General features: G+C 65.3%; 19 protein-coding genes. 4 read left to right on the top strand and 15 right to left on the bottom strand.

The genetic code is table 11. The features are described 5' to 3' along the window. Positions 1-92 precede the first annotated feature (92 nt). The 9 genes from OH146_RS11875 to OH146_RS11835 form a co-directional block, all read right to left on the bottom strand. A complete protein-coding gene (locus OH146_RS11875) occupies positions 93-503 on the bottom strand; it encodes a DUF6924 domain-containing protein (protein WP_265161059.1) in 411 nt (136 codons plus the stop codon). A gap of 34 nt (positions 504-537) precedes the next feature. Further along, a complete protein-coding gene (locus OH146_RS11870; RefSeq protein ID WP_265161057.1) occupies positions 538-1,017 on the bottom strand; it encodes a DUF4262 domain-containing protein in 480 nt (159 codons plus the stop codon). Positions 1,018-1,062: 45 nt separating this feature from the next. Next, positions 1,063-1,299, bottom strand: coding sequence for a hypothetical protein (locus tag OH146_RS11865; protein ID WP_265161055.1), 237 nt, complete (start codon positions 1,297-1,299; stop codon positions 1,063-1,065). Positions 1,300-1,612: 313 nt separating this feature from the next. Then, positions 1,613-1,828 (bottom strand): DUF4177 domain-containing protein, encoded by a 216-nt coding sequence (locus OH146_RS11860; RefSeq protein ID WP_265161052.1) that lies wholly within the window; start codon positions 1,826-1,828, stop codon positions 1,613-1,615. 151 nt (positions 1,829-1,979) lie between these two features. After that, on the bottom strand, positions 1,980-2,420 hold the full coding sequence (locus tag OH146_RS11855) for a type II toxin-antitoxin system VapC family toxin (RefSeq protein ID WP_265161050.1): 441 nt from the start codon (positions 2,418-2,420) through the stop codon (positions 1,980-1,982). Between the two features lie 408 nt (positions 2,421-2,828). After that, complete coding sequence (locus tag OH146_RS11850) at positions 2,829-3,695, bottom strand: hypothetical protein (RefSeq protein WP_265161048.1); 867 nt, start codon at positions 3,693-3,695, stop codon at positions 2,829-2,831. 138 nt (positions 3,696-3,833) lie between these two features. Next, complete coding sequence (locus OH146_RS11845; RefSeq protein WP_265161046.1) at positions 3,834-4,673, bottom strand: hypothetical protein; 840 nt, start codon at positions 4,671-4,673, stop codon at positions 3,834-3,836. A gap of 590 nt (positions 4,674-5,263) precedes the next feature. Next, positions 5,264-6,340: a redox-regulated ATPase YchF gene (ychF, locus tag OH146_RS11840; protein ID WP_265161044.1), complete on the bottom strand. Its 1,077-nt coding sequence runs from the start codon at positions 6,338-6,340 to the stop codon at positions 5,264-5,266. A gap of 27 nt (positions 6,341-6,367) precedes the next feature. Continuing rightward, a complete protein-coding gene (locus OH146_RS11835) occupies positions 6,368-6,793 on the bottom strand; it encodes a hypothetical protein (protein WP_265161041.1) in 426 nt (141 codons plus the stop codon). Between the two features lie 84 nt (positions 6,794-6,877). Between OH146_RS11835 and OH146_RS11830 the strand changes: the two genes are divergently transcribed. Beyond that, positions 6,878-7,480 (top strand): exonuclease domain-containing protein, encoded by a 603-nt coding sequence (locus OH146_RS11830; protein WP_265161039.1) that lies wholly within the window; start codon positions 6,878-6,880, stop codon positions 7,478-7,480. A 49-nt stretch (positions 7,481-7,529) separates the two neighbouring features. On the opposite strand, the gene OH146_RS11825 is transcribed toward OH146_RS11830, so the two are convergent. Further along, positions 7,530-7,814: a DUF2470 domain-containing protein gene (locus OH146_RS11825; protein ID WP_265161037.1), complete on the bottom strand. Its 285-nt coding sequence runs from the start codon at positions 7,812-7,814 to the stop codon at positions 7,530-7,532. 69 nt (positions 7,815-7,883) lie between these two features. Between OH146_RS11825 and OH146_RS11820 the strand changes: the two genes are divergently transcribed. Further along, the gene (locus tag OH146_RS11820; protein WP_265161034.1) at positions 7,884-9,302 is read left to right on the top strand and encodes a DNA recombination protein RmuC; all 1,419 of its coding nucleotides are present in this window, start codon (positions 7,884-7,886) and stop codon (positions 9,300-9,302) included. Positions 9,303-9,450: 148 nt separating this feature from the next. On the opposite strand, the gene glpX is transcribed toward OH146_RS11820, so the two are convergent. Continuing rightward, a complete protein-coding gene (gene glpX, locus OH146_RS11815; RefSeq protein ID WP_265161676.1) occupies positions 9,451-10,419 on the bottom strand; it encodes a class II fructose-bisphosphatase in 969 nt (322 codons plus the stop codon). Between the two features lie 254 nt (positions 10,420-10,673). Between glpX and fbaA the strand changes: the two genes are divergently transcribed. Beyond that, on the top strand, positions 10,674-11,699 hold the full coding sequence (fbaA, locus tag OH146_RS11810; RefSeq protein WP_265161032.1) for a class II fructose-bisphosphate aldolase: 1,026 nt from the start codon (positions 10,674-10,676) through the stop codon (positions 11,697-11,699). 28 nt (positions 11,700-11,727) lie between these two features. Here fbaA and OH146_RS11805 read toward each other — a convergent pair whose 3' ends face one another. From OH146_RS11805 to OH146_RS11790, 4 genes are all read right to left on the bottom strand, one after another. Next, complete coding sequence (locus OH146_RS11805) at positions 11,728-12,873, bottom strand: hypothetical protein (RefSeq protein WP_265161030.1); 1,146 nt, start codon at positions 12,871-12,873, stop codon at positions 11,728-11,730. Continuing rightward, positions 12,870-14,048 carry a sensor histidine kinase gene (locus OH146_RS11800; RefSeq protein WP_265161028.1) on the bottom strand — a complete coding sequence of 393 codons (1,179 nt, stop codon included), beginning with the start codon at positions 14,046-14,048 and terminating at the stop codon, positions 12,870-12,872. Before OH146_RS11800 ends, OH146_RS11805 begins: the two co-directional genes overlap by 4 nt. A 108-nt stretch (positions 14,049-14,156) precedes the next feature. Further along, positions 14,157-14,762 (bottom strand): DUF6264 family protein, encoded by a 606-nt coding sequence (locus OH146_RS11795; protein WP_265161025.1) that lies wholly within the window; start codon positions 14,760-14,762, stop codon positions 14,157-14,159. Continuing rightward, complete coding sequence (locus tag OH146_RS11790; protein WP_372508501.1) at positions 14,759-15,847, bottom strand: 4-hydroxy-3-methylbut-2-enyl diphosphate reductase; 1,089 nt, start codon at positions 15,845-15,847, stop codon at positions 14,759-14,761. The genes OH146_RS11795 and OH146_RS11790 overlap by 4 nt, the downstream gene beginning before the upstream one ends. Positions 15,848-15,929: 82 nt before the next feature. Between OH146_RS11790 and xseA the strand changes: the two genes are divergently transcribed. After that, a complete protein-coding gene (gene xseA, locus OH146_RS11785; RefSeq protein WP_265161023.1) occupies positions 15,930-17,165 on the top strand; it encodes an exodeoxyribonuclease VII large subunit in 1,236 nt (411 codons plus the stop codon).

Genomic DNA, 17,165 nt, shown 5'->3' with positions numbered 1-17,165 from the left:
GCTGTTGCAACTCGGCGCACCCGAAAGCTCCTCGCCGCGCCCAAAACGTCGGGTGCCGCGAACCCTCTTCGGGGGCGACGAGGTGTTGAGAGCTATCCGTTGAGCCCGCGGTATACGCCCTGCGAGTCGACGAGAGCAGCGAACTCTTGCCAGCCCATGTTCGCGAGATTGAGGTTGTTCTCTACAGACCAGAGTTCGGTCGCAATGCATCTGAATGCTCGTCCACTGCCTCGCAAGTCAATAGCTAGCACCGGGAACTCGGGTGCAGCAAGGGTGAGTTCGTCCGCGACGAACAAGACCTGGGCCTCAGTCACCGGCACGGACGCGCGGAGCGCGTCAACCGAGAGCCGGTACCAGCGTGGATCATCGACCGGCACGACGTAGGCACGAAAACCGTCCGCGTTCTCGCGCTGCAACGCGGAAACCAGCTGTTTCCATTGCGGCGAGCTTGAGGGCGCGGATCTCACAAGAAGGGAACTATCCGACCGCGGCAATGTCTGCACATGAGAAGTATGCCTTCGTCTTTCGAAGGAGGCGCTACGGATCATCAGGACTGAACTGACCGACGGTAGGAATCGGACCTAGGAGTGGTTGCGCGTTTTCAACGTTGCGATGCCCTTCTTCCCACGGGTACGTGCCTTTTGAGTCCGGCCATACGAGTTGAAGTGCGCGGAACTCGCCGACTATGTATCCTGCCGCCGTCATGCCGCTCACATCCTCGGCCGCAATGAACATGACGTCCCCGGATTCCGTAAGCGCCGTCGTGCGCAAGCCGGGGAAGAAGCGGGCCCCAGTCATCAGCGCATCCACCGCTGTCGCGAGGAAGGCGTGGGTAACATCACTCGGCAGACCCACGATCACCAGCTCGGGCCAACCGCGCAATGTGAGCCTGACCGTGTAGGAGAACGACGGTTGCTCGGCCGCGCCGTCCGCGAGCACATGGCGGACGGCCCACCCGAACTCGTCTACTAATGCTCTGAGATCAGCAAGCAGCGACTCCCCGCAGGAGACATCCATGGGACGACCTTAGGGCGCCTGAAGGTCGCAGTTGCATCTGCATGGTCACCGCCGCGAGAGCGTGTCGTCGTCACCGCGTGCCTCGGGAGTGGCAGCATCCGCCTGCTTCCACATCATCCGCAATACGTAGACTCCTGCCCCCATCGTGAGAAGCCCCAGGATGAGACCGATCCCTTTGAGACCCCAGCCCAGCAGGAGATCCGCAGTATAAAGAACTCCCGCGAGGACAAGGGCGGAGAGCATCAGCCAGTATGAAACGGGCAGCTTCCGGACCCTGGTCATGGCTCGAGTATGCCCCTGAAAGGGCTCAATCGGTTGCTCATTGTGCGCGTTCTGCACGCCCTGACGTCTTGCTCAAGCTTCAGTCCATGACCTCGCGGTCTAGCCGCGAGGGGCACCGTCCTCAATCTGCTCGGGCTCGCTTCGCAAGTTCGCGGAGGCTAGCGACTTCTCGAGGTGAATACGTCTAAGGACGGCTGGGAATTTGACTCCCGCCGAATCGCACCCAAAGCCGAGGTACACGTCACGCTGGGATTATTGACCGACCGCACGACCTTGCGTCGTCGAAATAGACGCCCGCGTGTGCGAGCTGGCCCTAGAGCCGTTCGAAGACCATCGTGGCCTGGATGCGGTCGCCGCCACCGAGACCTTTACTGCCGGAAGACGCCGTCGTGATCGTGTGCAGTCGGTAACCCAGCGCTGCCTGGGCGTTGATCGCCTGCTCCAGCTCGGTCAAGTTTCCAGACCCAGTGCCGAGGAACTTCTCCTTGAGCACGATCTGGATGACGACATAGTTCTTGTCAGCAGCCACAACTCCCCCTTGAATTTGCGTGCGCCGGTGCGGCGTCGTTGCAGTATTGCACGGTTGTGCCTAGACGTGGCGGAACGATCGTCTCAGCGGTGATCTTGTCACGTCAGCAGGGCCGCGAGTCCGGACATGTCGAAGGCAACGCTGGAAGCCATCATGGCGATGACAGCTGTTCCTCGCCGGCCCATGGGTTGATTAGCGCAACTCCCGCGTGAATGAAGTTCTTCGTGTTCCGTGTCGCGCAGATCGCATCCCTCGACCGGCAGATGGCCGCGATCTGTGCATCGCCGGTCGTAATCGGCAGACCCTTAGCTTCTCGCACGGAAAGGATGTCGGCGTAGCGAGAAGCCGCTGCGGCGTCAAAAGGGATGATCGCACCAGTGTCGAGATAAGGTCGGATGGCGGCTTCGACGCGGGACGTGAAATCTTCCTTCCGCCTACCATCAGGGAGTCTACGGAGACTGGCCAGGAGCTCAGCGAAGGTGACGGCAGTGATTGCCACGTCGTCGGTGAGCGACTCCAGCCAAGCGACGACGCGCGCGTCGGGCTGAGGCTTGAGCACCTCGGACACGACGTCGGAGTCAAGGACGATCACGAGAAGTCAACCGCGCGAGCGCTATCGGCACGTTCAGGAACCGGCAACTCGTCGACGCCACCAGCCGACTGTCCGGCCCGCAGGAGCGCCACCCCGATGTTCGGACGAGTCGCAGCCTTAGTCAAGATGTCGCGGACCTCAGCTTCCCTATTAGGCGCCGGAGCAAAGAGACGAATCCGCCCAGCGCGGCTCCGGTCACATCTGCAAGTCCGGCCAGCATGCGGTCATTGTGCCCACCGAGCGGCGCCGCAGTAACCCCCCAAGCTGATGTTAGACGTTGAAGCGGAACTCCACCACGGTCCGTTTTGGAGTAAGTTCATTTCGCCGTTGCAGAGGGCGTCAGTCGCGCGCTATCTCGTAACCGGTTCAACAGCGGCGGTGAATGGCGACCTGCCGCGTCTCAAACGTCTAGAGCTCGAGATGTTCAGGCGGAGTCTTGGAATTGTCGACGACCCCTGTGATGTAGGCGATCGCCCAGGCCACTTCGCGCCCGATGAGATCGATCGCAGGCAGGATTGGAATCTCCTCGTCGTCGTATCGGATCACCGGCGTGACGGTGAATTCAGCTGTGGGCCCGGGGTCTCCCATATCGAGCACTTGAGTCGGCATTTCAATCGTTCCGATGAGTTGCCTGCCGCTCTCGAGGTCGAGAGCTTCGCCCGCAGCGAGCTTTACATGATCCTGCAGATCGCGGTCTTCCCAGAGACCCTCAAGGTTGAAGATCCCATCAGCCTTCAGCTCCTCTAACGAGATGTAGAGCTGGAACCCGTCTTCGTGTTTCTCGATGTTGTTGCTGTCCGTAAGGGCGGACAGGAACGGACGTCCGGAGATATAGGGCTGGAAGGCAAGGAATCGTGCCATCAACTCGTCCGGAAGCTTGTTGTTTTTCTTCCGCCACATCTCCCACCCGTCGATGTCGCGGCGTACTGGGAACGAGGCATCACGCGGTTTGGCGGGTGCGGTATAGAGGTACGACACAGCGAACGTAAGTCGATTCAGCGCGTCGCGAAAGTTCTGCATGATGTCGGCAGAGCGGTGATACCAGTCATCCACCGGAGGAATGGGGCTTGTGACGGCAAGGATATCGATGAAGCGTTCGTCCCGAATCGTCACTTCGAGTCTCACGGGGTTCACAGCCCACCATGCGTCCATATCGCGCCGGAGATCCTTTGCGAGCTGCAATGCTCGAGCTAGCTTGCCAGTTGCGCCCTTTCGGAGTGCAGGATCGCTGAGATCCATCGGGAGTCCTGCGACGGGCGTTGTCGAGTGGACCATGCCTCCAGTATGCGCACTGAAGCAGACGCTTCTCGGTCGCCACGCGATCGCTGCCCTCGTTGGCATCGCCGATCACGTCGTCAGCGCTCATCGCCGAAGCGCGAGATCCGGAAAAAGTCGCTTTTAAGTGATACGCCGTTAGGGACGCCGCATCAGCGCGCCGGATGTGAACCATTGTACGAGGGGCACGGCGAGCATCACCGCGGCCTCCGCCTCCTCCTGCGTGGGCTTGCGGTAACCATTCCCGCCATGTCGACTTTCCTGCCCGATCCACAGTGCATCGGCCATCCTCACTGGCACATCGGCATCCGCTGCGGGCAGGTCAAGCTTCCAGTCGCCTTGTGCTTTCATGTCACGAACCATCGTGCCGAGGGTCGCCTTCTTGTTGTTCGGCGTCACCACGTGAGCGCCTGCTTCTTCAACCGCCTTAATCGCCTTCTCGTAGGCCTCCTCGGTGTCGGGCGAGCGTCCGAACACCGCGTGCCACGCCTCCGCAAGCAGCTGTCCAGCCGATCCGGACTGCGCGACGGTCCCATCCACGGCCTGCACGACGCCCTCAGGAACACGCTTCTCCAAGGATGCGTGGCCACCGCGCGTACCGAGCGCCCACTCCGAACCGGCATTTTGAAGCAGCTCGCGCAGCCCCTCGAGGATCGGCGCAGCTTCCCACCCGAGGCGCTCGATGTGAAACACCAGGAAGTCGACAAAATCGAGGAACTCCTCAACGCCCATTGCCTTGTAGAGAGCTGGGACACCCAAGCTGAGTTCTCGGAGGAGGGAAGCGTGCCGTCGCGTCGCCGTCTCGAACTCTTGCAGCAACTCTTTGTTGGGGTGTGTGTCGAAGCTTAGGCCATATCCGATGTATGCCTTCATCGCCGCGTTCACCCAGTTCAGAAGGGGACGCTCCATCCACGGAGGCACGCCCGAATAGAGCACCGCCAATTCTGCTGGGTCTGATCGCCGGGAACGCCATTGCATAGCATCATTTTGACCGAGCTGGCCGACATCCCCGGCGCGACACGGAGGGGCCTTTAAGGGGACCTGCCAATCTGCGCCGGATGACGCAAGAGCCACGGTGTCCTTTGCTGCTGACTTCCAAGCCTATCTGTCTTGCTGGAGCGCCTGGACTCGAACCAAGAACAACTGAACTAGAATCAGTTCGAGAACCCAACTTCCACCACGCTACGTTGCGGATGAGTATTTGTTCCGAGTGGCTATGCGGCGACCTCCGAATCCGCTCAACCTCCGCGCCTCGCTAATCGCTAACGTGGCACAGGCCACACTCGCCGCTCAACAACGCCGGTCGCCCCAACTGGACGATCAGGCCCGACGAGACGCCACAAGAACATTGGACTCACCCCAGGCTCCCCCTTGTCAGGGACACGGTCCGCCTCGCGCAATCACAGTTGCCGTGACTGATGTGCCTGTTGCAATCAGTGGAGGTGATCCTTCGCGAGTGCGCAACAAACGGCGTAACCCCCACGAGATTGCCAGTCGATGTTGACTCACACAGGAAGCGGTCGATCGAGTGCTGTCTGGCGGGACACTATTCGACTATCCGCGCTGACCTACACGTTGAAGCGGAACTCCACCACGTCGCCGTCCTGCATCACGTAGTCCTTGCCCTCCATGCGGGCCTTGCCACGCGAGCGGGCCTCCGCGACCGAACCGCACTCGACGAGGTCATCGAATGAGATGACCTCCGCCTTGATGAAGCCCTTCTCGAAGTCGGTGTGGATGACGCCCGCCGCCTGCGGGGCCTTCGCCCCCTTGGGGATCGTCCAGGCGCGCGTCTCCTTGGGCCCCGCCGTGAGGTAGGTCTGCAGCCCGAGGGTGTCGAAGCCGATGCGCGCCAGCTGGTCGAGCCCGGACTCCTCCTGGCCCGTGCTGGCAAGGAGTTCCGCGGCATCCGCCTCATCGAGCTCGATCAGCTCAGACTCGAGCTTCGCGTCAAGGAACACCGCTTTGGCCGGCGCCACGAGTGCGGCGAGCTCATCGAGCTTTGCCTTGTCGCCGAGCACGTCCTCGTCGACGTTGAAGACATAGATGAAGGGCTTGGATGTCAGGAGCCCGAGTTCGCGGATGGGCTCGAGGTCGAGCTTCTCGTTGGCCGAGAGGGGCTTGCCCTCGTTGAGCCACGCGACCGCGGCATTCGCGGTGTCGAGCACGGCGGGCTCGGTCCGCTTCTGCTTGACCTCCTTGGTGTAACGCTCGACCGCCTTCTCGAGCGTCTGCAGGTCGGCCAGGATCAGCTCGGTGTTGATCGTCTCCATGTCGCTCGCGGGGTTCACGGCACCATCGACATGCACCACGTCGGGGTCGGCGAATCCGCGCACGACCTGCGCGATGGCATCCGCCTCACGGATGTTCGCAAGGAACTTGTTGCCGAGACCCTCACCCTCGCTCGCCCCCTTGACAATGCCCGCGATGTCGACGAACGACACGGGGGCGGGCAGGATGCGCTCACTACCGAAGATCTCAGCCAGCACCGCGAGACGCGAGTCCGGCAGGTTGACGATGCCGACATTGGGCTCGATCGTCGCGAAGGGGTAGTTGGCGGCGAGCACCGTGTTCTTGGTCAGGGCGTTGAAAAGGGTCGACTTGCCCACATTGGGGAGTCCGACGATCGCGATAGTGAGAGCCACGGGAGTCAAGGCTACCGTGGCGGAGGGTCAGCCCTTGATCCGCACGATCAGGTTCTCGTGCACGCGCACCTCGCCCACCTCAAGTTCGGGATGGCCGCCGTCCGGCACGAACTCCATGTCGTACTCGGAGGTTCCGCCTCCGAAGCCACTGCCGCCGTGGCCCCCGCACGCCGTCAATCCCTGGGAGGGGTCGTCGAGCGGCACGGCGGTGAGACAGAGGCTGCGCGGGGGCACGGCTCCCTCGGCGATCTTGCCGAGGTAGAAGCGGATGCCTTCATGCTCGGCCAGCAGACGGGTCGACTCCGGGTCGACACTGTCCTTGATCGTCACGACGCGTACGTCCTGCTCGGTCTGCTCCGTGTCAAGCACAGCGACACCCGAACCACCCGAGCAGCCGACGAGCAGGGCGGATGCCGCGAGCGCGAGCCCCGCGCAGGCGATGAGTCGGCGCATCCGGTCCTCCCTGACGTTTGCTCGTCACCCTAGCGCGCGGCATGGCTGAACGCGAGCGTCGGAGGCCCGTGAGAGCATCGAAGAGTGCCACTGAACTTCACCGCGATCGACTTCGAGACCGCCAACTCGTCCAGCGCCTCCGCCTGCTCGGTCGGCCTGGTGAAGGTGCGCGACGGCGCGGTCGTCGACACGGCCTCGTGGTACATCAAGCCGCCGCTCGGCTACGACGCGTTCCTCGAGTGGAACACGCGCATCCACGGCATCGTCGCCGAAGACTGCGCGGATGCCCGCGGCTGGGTCGAGCAACTGCCCGACCTTGTGGCCTTCGCCGAGGGTGACCACCTCGTCGCTCACAACGCCGGCTTTGATATGGGGGTCATCAAGGCAGCCTGCGCCGCAACCTTCGTGGATGTCCCGACCTTCGATTACCTGTGCAGCCTGCAGGTCGCGCGCAAGACCTACAACCTCGACTCCTACCGGCTGCCCGTCGCAGCGATGGCGGCGGGCTTCGAGGACTTCCGCCACCACGACGCACTCGCGGATGCTGAGGCGTGCGCGGCCATCATGATCCACGCAGCGAAGCGGCACGAGGCATCCGATATCGCGCATCTCGCGACGATCGCGGGCACGCGGGTCAAGAGCATCGGAGTCGTGGTGGACGACCACGCCCCCATGGTGCTCGGCTGACGACCGACAGGCTGCCCGACTGGCGGACTGCTCGGTCAGCCAGAAGCGCTCAGGTGCCGTCGCCGATCACGGCGGACTCGAAGAGACGAAACAGTTCGGTGCGCACCTCGTCGCGTGAGGTGAGCGTGTGACCCCAGGGCACCTCCACATCGTCGACACCGTCGGGCGTCGTCACGGTGAAGACGGCGCGGTGCTCGTCGAAGCCTCGCATGAACGCCGACTCCGCCTTCGGGGCGTTGCCGTGCACGCGCGCGATGAGCAGCGTCGTGTCGGGCTGGTTGCCGTTCATGTATCCCGTGATCGACGCGACGACATCATCCGAGAAGATGCTCATGCGTCCATGGTGACACGACTTTCCCCCGCAGAAACCGGCAATGTCGGAGGCTCCTGAAACACTTGCGACATGGACCTCATCGCGCTGCTCATCGGTCTCGTCATCGGCCTCGCGCTCGGCGTCGGGGTCGCCGTCTTCGCCATGCGAGGGCGCGCGTCGGCGGCTCAGGCGGGCGAGGACCCCGCCGTCGTCGAGGCACGCCACCAGCTGGCGCTCGGCGAGCTGCGCGCACAGGAGCAGGCAGTGCAGGCCCAACTGTCGTCACAGCTGGCGAGCGTGCAGGCGACGGCGGATGCGCTGCGGGAGCAGATCGCGAGCATGCAATCCCAGCACAGTGAGCAGGTGGCGACCCTGCAGTCGCAGCATCGAGAGCTGCTCGAGCGGCAGCGGAGCGAGGCGCAAGCGCAAGCCGAGCGGGAGCGTGCCGAGAGCAAGGTGCTGCAGGCCCTCACGCCCGTGCAGGAGAGCTTGCGCACGATGCAGGCGAAGGTGACGGAGCTCGAGCGGGAGCGCAGCACGCAGTACGGCTCGATCGCGGAGCAGCTCAAGCAGGCGCAGCTCTCCGACGAGCAGTTGCGCGTCACGACCGAGCAGCTCGCCTCAGCACTCCGCTCCAACAGCACGCGCGGCGTGTGGGGCGAGACGCAGCTCAAGCGCATCGTCGAATCGGCGGGGCTCACGCAGTACGTCGACTTCTACACGCAGCACAGCATCGCAACGGATGCTGGTGCCGGTCGCCCCGACATGGTCGTGCGCCTTCCCGGCAACAAGTCGATCGCCCTCGACTCCAAGGTGCCGCTCGAGCACTACATCGAGGCCAGCCAAATCCCCCTTTCCGCCGTCGGCGAAGAGGCCGCCCGCCGCACCCAGCTCATCGAGCGGCACGTCAAGGCCGTGCGCTCGCACATCGACGCACTTGCCAAGAAGACCTACTGGGAGGGCCTCGACGCGAGCCCGGAGTTCGTGATCGCCTTCATCCCCAGCGAATCGCTGCTCTCCTCCGCGCTCGAAGCCGACCCCGCCCTGCTCGAATACGCCTTCGGCAAGCGCGTCGCCCTCGCCTCCCCCGTCAACCTCTGGGCCGTACTCAAGACCGTCGCATTCACATGGCAGCAGCAGGCCGTCTCGGATGAGGCCAAGAAACTCTTCGACCTCGGCAACCAGCTCTACCAGCGGCTAGGCACCCTCGCCGGTCACGCCGACACCATGCGCAAAGCCATCGAACGCACCGTCGACAGCTACAACAAGTTCGCGAGCTCCCTCGAAAGCCGCGTGCTCGTCACGGCGCGCCAGTTCCCCGGCATCGACGAAACCAAGCTCGACCTCGTCGCCGAACCGCAGGCCATCACCTCCACGCCTCAGAAGCTCACCGCCACCGAACTCACCCTGCGCGAGAGCGACCTCGCGCTCCACGCGGCAATCGACAGCAAAGACAGCGGCGCAGCGGCAACCCTCGACATCGAGGAAGACGACGAAGCCGTCGCCTAAGCCGGCGGGAACAGGGAACGTGCACCGGGCTCAGCCCGCGATGTCCGCCTCAACCACCCCGGTGGGAAGAGTCCGCAGCAGTCGCACGCCCAGACTGATCCGCAGCAGTTGCACGCCCAGACGGAACAGGCCGTTCACGCCGCGAAACTCAGTCGTCGAGCCACTTCGAGACGAGATGGTCAGCCACCACGCGCCGGATGGTGCCAGAGCGGGCCCGCAGCACGACACTCTCGGTGCGGATGATGGGGCCCTTGCGCTGCACACCAGCGACGAGTTCGCCGTTGGTCACACCCGTCGCCACGAAGAAGGTGTTGTCGCCCCGCACAAGTTCGTCTGCCTCATAGACGTGGTCGAATTTGAGCCCCGCATCGATGCCACGCTGGCGCTCCTCGTCGTCCTTCGGCGCGAGGCGCCCCTGGATGAAACCGCCCAGCGCCTTAATCGCGGCGGCCGTCGCGACCCCCTCGGGGCTCCCGCCCGTGCCGACACACATGTCGATGCGGCTCTCATAGCGGGCCGCGTTGATGCCCCCGGCGACGTCGCCGTCGAGCATGAGCCGCGTTCCCGCGCCCGCCTCCCGGATCTCTTCAATCAGGCGGCTGTGGCGCGGGCGGTCGAGCACGGCGACGCGCAGTTCCGACACATCCTTGCCGAGCGCCTTCGCTAGAGCGCGCACGTTCTCGCCCATAGGCTTGCGGATATCGACGACGCCGATGCCCTCGGCACCCGTCACGATCTTCTCCATGTAGAAGACCGACGAGGCGTCGAGCATCGTGCCACGGTCGGAGACCGCGATCATCGAGATCGCGTTCTGACGCCCCGCCGCCGTCAGCGAGGTGCCGTCTATCGGGTCGACGGCGATGTCGCAGGCGGGACCGTTCCCATTGCCGACATGCTCCCCGTTGAAGAGCATGGGCGCCTCGTCCTTCTCGCCCTCGCCGATCACGACAACACCGTCGAAGTCAACGGTGCCGAGGAACTTGCGCATCGCATCCACGGCGGCACCATCGGCGCCGAGCTTGTCGCCGCGGCCGATCCACGGGTAGGCACGGATGGCGGCCGCCTCGGTAGCCCGGACGAGCTCCATGGCGAGGTTGCGGTCGGGATGGGCGATCATGCTGTCAGAGTCGGTCGTCACCGGTGGTCCTTCGCTCGACGGATGCTGCGGAATGCGGATGCTACGAAAAGCGGGTGCTGCAGAAGACGGGGCTCGCGCGCCCCCGCCAGTCTATCCAGCGGGCGACCCTGCCCCAGCGGGGGGATGCTGACTAGACTTTTACCCGACCGGCCGGTCCAGGGAGCACGGGCTCCTGAGGGCGGCGCTTTCGAAGGCGCGAGGCCGGAACATCCGTTTGCCGTGAAGGAGCCACTATGCCCATCGCCACCCCCGACCAGTACGCCGAGATGCTCGACAAGGCAAAGAAGGGTGGTTTCGCCTACCCCGCCATCAACGTCTCGTCGTCGCAGACGGTCAACGCGGTGCTGCAGGGCCTCACGGAGGCCGGCTCCGACGGCATCATCCAGGTCTCCACGGGCGGCGCCGACTACTGGGCCGGCCAGAGTGTCAAGGCGCGCGCATCCGGTGCTCTCGCCTTCGCCGCATTCGCGCGGGAAGCCGCCAAGAACTACCCCATCAACGTCGCTCTGCACACCGACCACTGCCCCAAGGACGCGCTCGACGGTTTCGTCATGCCCCTCATTGAGGCGAGCGAGGAAGCGGTCAAGAACGGCGGCGAACCGATCTTCCAGTCGCACATGTGGGACGGATCCGCCGTGCTGCTCGACGAGAACCTCGCGATTGCGAAGGAACTCCTGCCGCGCATGAAGAACATCAACTCGATCCTCGAGGTCGAGATCGGCGTTGTCGGTGGCGAGGAAGACGGCGTGAGCCACGACATCAACGAGCACCTCTACACGACGCTCGACGACGCCATTGCGACCGTCGAGGCGCTCGGGCTCGGTGAGCAGGGCCGCTACATGGCCGCCCTGACTTTCGGCAACGTGCACGGCGTCTATAAGCCGGGCAACGTCAAGCTTCGCCCCGAGTTGCTCAAGGAGATCCAAGAAGGCCTTGCCGCCAAGTACGGCACGGATGCCCTCCCCCTCGACCTCGTCTTCCACGGTGGCTCCGGCTCGAGCGACGCCGAGATCGCGGAGGCAGTGCGCAACGGTGTCATCAAGATGAACATCGACACCGACACGCAGTACGCCTTCACCCGTTCGATCGCGGACACGATGTTCCGGAACTACGACGGCGTGCTCAAGGTTGACGGCGAGGTCGGCAACAAGAAGGTCTACGACCCGCGCTCCTGGGGCAAGAAGGCCGAGTCGGCAATGGCGGCGCGTGTCATTGAGGCCGCGACACAGCTGGGTTCTGCGGGCAAGTCCGTCTCCTGAGACGAGGGCTCAGCGGCCCAGACCTCCTCTAGAGTTCCGGCTTCTCGGGGGCGGGCAGCTTGAAGCGCATGCGCAGCTGCTCGCCGCCCGCCCACTCGATGTCGTCGACGGATGCCTTGAGGGTGACGAAGTAGGGCGCCAGCATCATGACTCGCTTGCCCTCCGGCAGGTCGATGTTCATGCTCATGGCGACGGCGGTCGTGCCGTCGTCGAGTGTGCGCAGCTCGATGCGCAGCGGCTCATCGCCGAGGAAGGGCGAGTCGAGGGCCGCCGCGATGAGGGCGTGGATCGCACCGCGCTGCTCCCGCGTCATGCGGTTGGCGGCCTGGTGGGGGTCCTCCACGACGAGGCGGTGATGCTGCGGGATCGTCTCCAACCAGCTGCGGTTCATCACGCTCACCAGATCGGCGCGAATGTCCGCGGCGAGCAGGGCAGCATCCGTGCGCTGTTTCGCGGAGACTCGGCCACCATCGGCAACCTTCTCAAGCAGGGCGATGACGTCGTCGCTGATAGCGACGGGCGTGCCGTGTTCGCGTAGTTGACTCGTGAAGGCGGCGGGGTGGTGATCGGCCTCCTCACGGTCGTAGGGCAGGGCCTGCCACCGGACGACAGACGCGACCACCATTCCCGAGAAGACGGCGCCGACGACGCCCGTGTGCAGGGGCAGGGCGGCTCCCCCAAGGATGAGGCTCCAGGTGCCAGCATCCGGCATCGGGAACGCCCATTGCACCGCGAGCCCCGCGACGACCCCAGCGACCAGTCCCCAGGCGGCCAAGACGGCGGCCGAGGTGTAGGGCACGAGGGCGATGATGACGGTGCAGAGACCGAGCGTGCCCGTCCACTCCTGCACGGGCACGTCGCTGCCGCGGTGGCCGACGGCCGAGACGATGAGACTCGCGACGCCCAGCAGGACGGGCAGGATGCTCTGGCTAGCACGCACGTTGGGCCGGTGCGGGCGGGCGGCCCTCAGCACGATAAGGCAGCCGAGCACCGAGAGCACGGTCGCGAGCACGACGGCGACCGGCGAGACCCCACGAAGGGACATGACGACCGCGATGATGATCCCGCCGACACCCGTCGATATGGCCATGATGAAGGGCAGATTGAATGCGACGATCCAGGTCAGGGGGTCGGCGCGCTGGGGTGAGGTCGCCACGATGCGCAGCGGGGTCATGCGTAGACCCCCGCCCCGTCATCGACGGGGAGAGATATCACGACGGAGGTACCCGCTCCCGGCGACGCCCACACGGTGGCGGAACCGCCGTGGTCCTCGATGCGGCGCATGATCGCCATCCTCAGGCCCAAACGGTCTTCGGCGACCTCGTCGAGATGGAAGCCTCTCCCCTCGTCGACGATCATGACGGTGAGTCGATCCAAGCCCTGGTCAATGAATACTTCGGCCCTCGTCTCCCCCGAGTGCTCGAGCACGTTATCAAGAGCCGCACGCACCGCCCCGAGAAGGGCTTCGCGATCGGCTTCGCCCAGCTGTTCGAGGGCATAACTGCTACCGCCGACGTCGACGGAAAGCCCGCGCCACTGGAACTCACGAATGATGTCGTAGAAGTCGTCGCGAGGGGTGGGCGAGGCGACGTTCGCGGGCTCCGTGCGCCATGCCCTGATCTCGTCAAGGTCTCGTCGTAGGCGCACACGGTCGAAGTCCGTGAGCTGCAGGGGGCCGTGTGCGATGAGCGCCAGATCGCGAAGGACGGTCTCGTGCACGACGACGGCGGCTTGGCGCTCACGGTGCCGCTCGTGCTCTTCGCGCTCAACCTCGGCGACGATGGGCTCTGTGTTGACGATGCGGCTGCCCATCCGGTCGTTTCGCCACATCGCGAGATAGGTCACCAGGTAGACGGAGGCGATGATGAGGGCGTAGGAGTCGGGAGTGACGGGCACTCCCAGCACCAGCTGGGTGCCCATGACGGCCGCTTGGGCCAGGAGGGCCGCGCAGAAGGTCCAGATCGCACCTCCGAGTGCGCCCCCCGACATCGCCCCGACGAGGCCCACCGCTGTGCCGACCGTGCCGACGAGGATTATCTGCTCGGGCACGACTTTTGCCTCGACCATGAGAGCGATGTAGACGCAGATCGCGGCGACGCCCACCCCGAGATAGAGGATGCCCGTCGACCAGTGCGGCGAGAGGGCAAGAATTGCGAGGGCGGTCGCGACGCACACGATCGTGAGCACCGGCAGCACCATCTGCTGCGGTCGGTCGACCCGAAGGAAGTATTCGATCGTGACGATGGCGTGTTCGAGCAGCACGAGCGCCGCGAGCACCCAGCCGGCTCGCGTCACGGCCTGCAGTCGGAACCCCGCGGCGATCGAGCGCGGGGGCACTCTGGGGGGCATATTGCGAGGCTAAGCGGGTATATCGGCGGAAACAATGTCCCTAAACGCGGGGCGGAACGGTCTGTGCACTTCGGGGCAACGCGGAAGAGAGCACAGAATCGCCGAGGATCAGACGGTGACGGCGACCTCATCGACATACCGCATGAACGCGGGATCGATGAAGATTGCCGCAAGGCCCAGTGCGCTCACGATCAGCACGGCCAGCACGCCCCCGAGGAGCGGAATCCACCACGACAACCGGCCCCGCCGCACGGCTCCGATCGAGAGAGCCAGCGTCAATAGCCAGAGCAGCAGCTGCACGACGATGGCGACAACCCCCATCGCGCGCGCAGCCTCGAACGACGTGTACGCCCCCAGGCCCTGCGCCGCGAAGGCCGCAGACAACCCCTCCCCAAGGTCGAGCAGCGCCGGGATGGTGGTGACCACGCTGAGGAGCCCGAAGGCGAGCAGCGCGATCGTGACAATGCAGTCGCCGATCCGCGCGTTCGAGTTCGCGAGCGCGGAGCGGGGCGGGGCGACGGGGGCCGAGGAGCGTGAGGGCTCTGAAGGGCGAGCGGATGCAGCATCCGGCGTCGCTTCCTCGTCGCGGGTCGGGGCGATCGATGCGAGGTGGCGCTCATACTCGTCGAGGGTCATGCCGCGCGCCCGTGCGACCTCCTCCGGGGTCGCATACTCCCCGTAGGCAGGTCGGGGCCGCCCCCGCTCGTCGCTCACTGAAGCTGCCAGTCCAGCTTCCGACGGCCACCGAGAGCACGCGCATCCTGCTGACCTGTGGCGTCGCGGCGAAGCTCCTTGGGCAGCGAGAACATGAGGTCCTCCTCGGCCGTGACAACCTGCTGCACATCGCGGTAGCCCGCGTCGGCGAGGTCGTCGAGCACCTGCTGCACGAGCACCTCCGGCACGGATGCTCCGGAGGTCACGCCGACCGTCGCGACACCGTCGAGCCACTCCTGCTTGATCTCGCTTGCGTAGTCGACCCGGTAGGCGGCTTTGGCGCCGTACTCGAGCGCGACCTCGACGAGGCGCACGCTGTTGGAGCTGTTGGCAGAGCCGACAACGATGACGAGCTCGGCGTCCTCCGCGACCTTGCGTACGGCGACCTGGCGGTTCTGCGTCGCGTAGCAGATGTCATCGCTCGGTGGATCTTGCAGGTGGGGAAAGCGCTCGCGGAGACGGCGCACCGTCTCCATCGTCTCGTCGACGCTCAGGGTGGTCTGCGAGAGCCAGACCAGCTTGTCGGTATCGGGCACCTCGACCGTTGCGGCCTCGTCGGGGCTGTTGACAAGGGTCGTGCGCTCAGGAGCGTGCCCCATGGTGCCCTCGACCTCCTCGTGGCCCGCGTGACCGATCAGAAGGATGTGGAAGTCATCGCGCGAGAAGCGCGTTGCCTCGCGGTGCACCTTTGTCACGAGGGGGCAGGTCGCGTCGATCGAGTGGAGTGCCCTGTCGGCGGCACCCTTGACGACGGCGGGCGAGACGCCATGAGCGCTGAACACAAGGTGCGAACCCTCGGGCACCTGGTCGACCTCGTCGACGAAGATCGCGCCCTTCTTCTCAAGGGTCGAGACGACGTGGATGTTGTGGACGATCTGCTTGCGCACATACACGGGCTCGCCGTAGTGCTCGAGTGCCTTCTCGACCGCGACGACGGCACGGTCGACACCCGCGCAGTATCCCCGGGGCGCGGCGAGGACGACGCGCTTCTCCCCCGCCACGGGTTCGTCGCGAAGCCGCTCCCGACGCTCGGGCACGACGGGGGTCGCGAGACTCGCCAGGCTTCCATTGCTGATCGTGCTCACCATGCCAGTCTACGGCGGGCTGCCTGCCCGAAGGCTGGGGGCAGAGGGCTCCGACGTCAGTCGCGTCCCGTAGCCTGAGAGCATGACGACCGCGGATGCCCTTCCCACCGTCGACACCCCGTGGCCCGTCAGCGTGCTCTCGAGCAAGATCCGAGGGTGGATCGAGCGTCTCGGCGCCGTCTGGGTCGAGGGCGAGATCACGCAGTGGGGCGTCTCCGGCGGCAATGTGTACGGCAAGCTGAAGGATCTCGAGGCCGACGCGACGGTGAGCTTCGCGGTCTGGTCTTCCGTGCGGGCGAAGATCCCGCAGGACCTCGGCCAGGGGGCCCGGGTGGTCGCGCTCGTCAAACCCAACTACTGGGTCAAGGGCGGCACGCTCACGATGCAGGTGCTCGACATGCGCCACGTGGGCCTGGGAGACCTGCTTGAGCGCCTCGAGCGCCTGCGGCAGTCACTGCGTGCCGAGGGGCTCTTTGACGCGGCCCGCAAGAAACCCCTCCCCTTCCTGCCTGGCACGGTCGGGCTCATAACGGGCAAGGACTCGGATGCCGAGAAGGATGTGCTGCGGAACGCGCAGTTGCGCTGGCCGGCCGTCGAGTTCCGCATCGCCCACGCCGCCGTGCAGGGCGATCGCGCCGTCTCGGAGGTCGTCGCGGCCATCCGTCGCCTCGACGCCGACCCCGAGGTCGAGGTCATCATCGTGGCGCGTGGCGGCGGCGACTTCCAGAACCTGCTCGTCTTCAGCGACGAACAGCTGGTGCGCACCGCGGCGGCGGCGACAACGCCTCTGGTGAGTGCGATTGGTCACGAGAACGACCGCCCGTTACTCGACGAGGTCGCCGACCTGCGCGCGTCGACGCCGACGGATGCCGCGAAGCGGGTGGTGCCGGACGTCGCGGAGGAACTCGCCCGCGTACAGCAGGCCCGTGCGCGCCTCGGCATGCGGCTCACCTCCCTCATCGCAACCGAGGCCGACCGGCTGGGCCAGTTCCGTTCCCGCCCCGTTCTCGCCTCCCCCGACTGGATCGTCGACACCCGCGCGGACGAGCTCTCCCGCTGGACGGGCCGTGCGCATGAGCTTCTCGAGCTGCGCATCGAGCGCTCCCGCGCGAGCGTTGGGGAGTTGCGTTCACAACTGCGGGCGCTCTCCCCCCAGGCGACCCTGGAGCGCGGCTACGGCATCGCACAGCTGCCCGACGGTGCCGTCCTGCGCGACGCTGCTGACGCCCCTGAGGGAACGCCCCTCCTCCTCACACTCGCAGCGGGATCGCTCACAGCGATGACGACCGCCGCCGGGCCCGACGCGACCGAACGGTAG

This window comes from Homoserinimonas sedimenticola (genome assembly GCF_026094475.1).
Taxonomy (GTDB): Bacteria; Actinomycetota; Actinomycetes; order Actinomycetales; family Microbacteriaceae; genus Homoserinimonas; species Homoserinimonas sedimenticola.
Note: the sequence above shows the minus strand (reverse complement) of the source record. Positions and strands in the feature narration are given on the sequence as shown.

What these genes read in the sequence shown, in the direction of transcription:
- OH146_RS11805 (WP_265161030.1), bottom strand. Translation starts at nt 12,873, where the DNA reads ATGACCCCGCTGCGCATCGTGGCGACCTCACCCCAGCGCGCCGACCCC.
- OH146_RS11870 (WP_265161057.1), bottom strand. Translation starts at nt 1,017, where the DNA reads ATGGATGTCTCCTGCGGGGAGTCGCTGCTTGCTGATCTCAGAGCATTA.
- OH146_RS11825 (WP_265161037.1), bottom strand. Translation starts at nt 7,814, where the DNA reads ATGAGCATCTTCTCGGATGATGTCGTCGCGTCGATCACGGGATACATG.
- OH146_RS11865 (WP_265161055.1), bottom strand. Translation starts at nt 1,299, where the DNA reads ATGACCAGGGTCCGGAAGCTGCCCGTTTCATACTGGCTGATGCTCTCC.
- OH146_RS11835 (WP_265161041.1), bottom strand. Translation starts at nt 6,793, where the DNA reads ATGCGCCGACTCATCGCCTGCGCGGGGCTCGCGCTCGCGGCATCCGCC.
- OH146_RS11845 (WP_265161046.1), bottom strand. Translation starts at nt 4,673, where the DNA reads ATGCAATGGCGTTCCCGGCGATCAGACCCAGCAGAATTGGCGGTGCTC.
- OH146_RS11850 (WP_265161048.1), bottom strand. Translation starts at nt 3,695, where the DNA reads ATGGTCCACTCGACAACGCCCGTCGCAGGACTCCCGATGGATCTCAGC.
- glpX (WP_265161676.1), bottom strand. Translation starts at nt 10,419, where the DNA reads ATGATCGCCCATCCCGACCGCAACCTCGCCATGGAGCTCGTCCGGGCT.
- OH146_RS11820 (WP_265161034.1), top strand. Translation starts at nt 7,884, where the DNA reads ATGGACCTCATCGCGCTGCTCATCGGTCTCGTCATCGGCCTCGCGCTC.
- xseA (WP_265161023.1), top strand. Translation starts at nt 15,930, where the DNA reads ATGACGACCGCGGATGCCCTTCCCACCGTCGACACCCCGTGGCCCGTC.
- fbaA (WP_265161032.1), top strand. Translation starts at nt 10,674, where the DNA reads ATGCCCATCGCCACCCCCGACCAGTACGCCGAGATGCTCGACAAGGCA.
- OH146_RS11800 (WP_265161028.1), bottom strand. Translation starts at nt 14,048, where the DNA reads ATGCCCCCCAGAGTGCCCCCGCGCTCGATCGCCGCGGGGTTCCGACTG.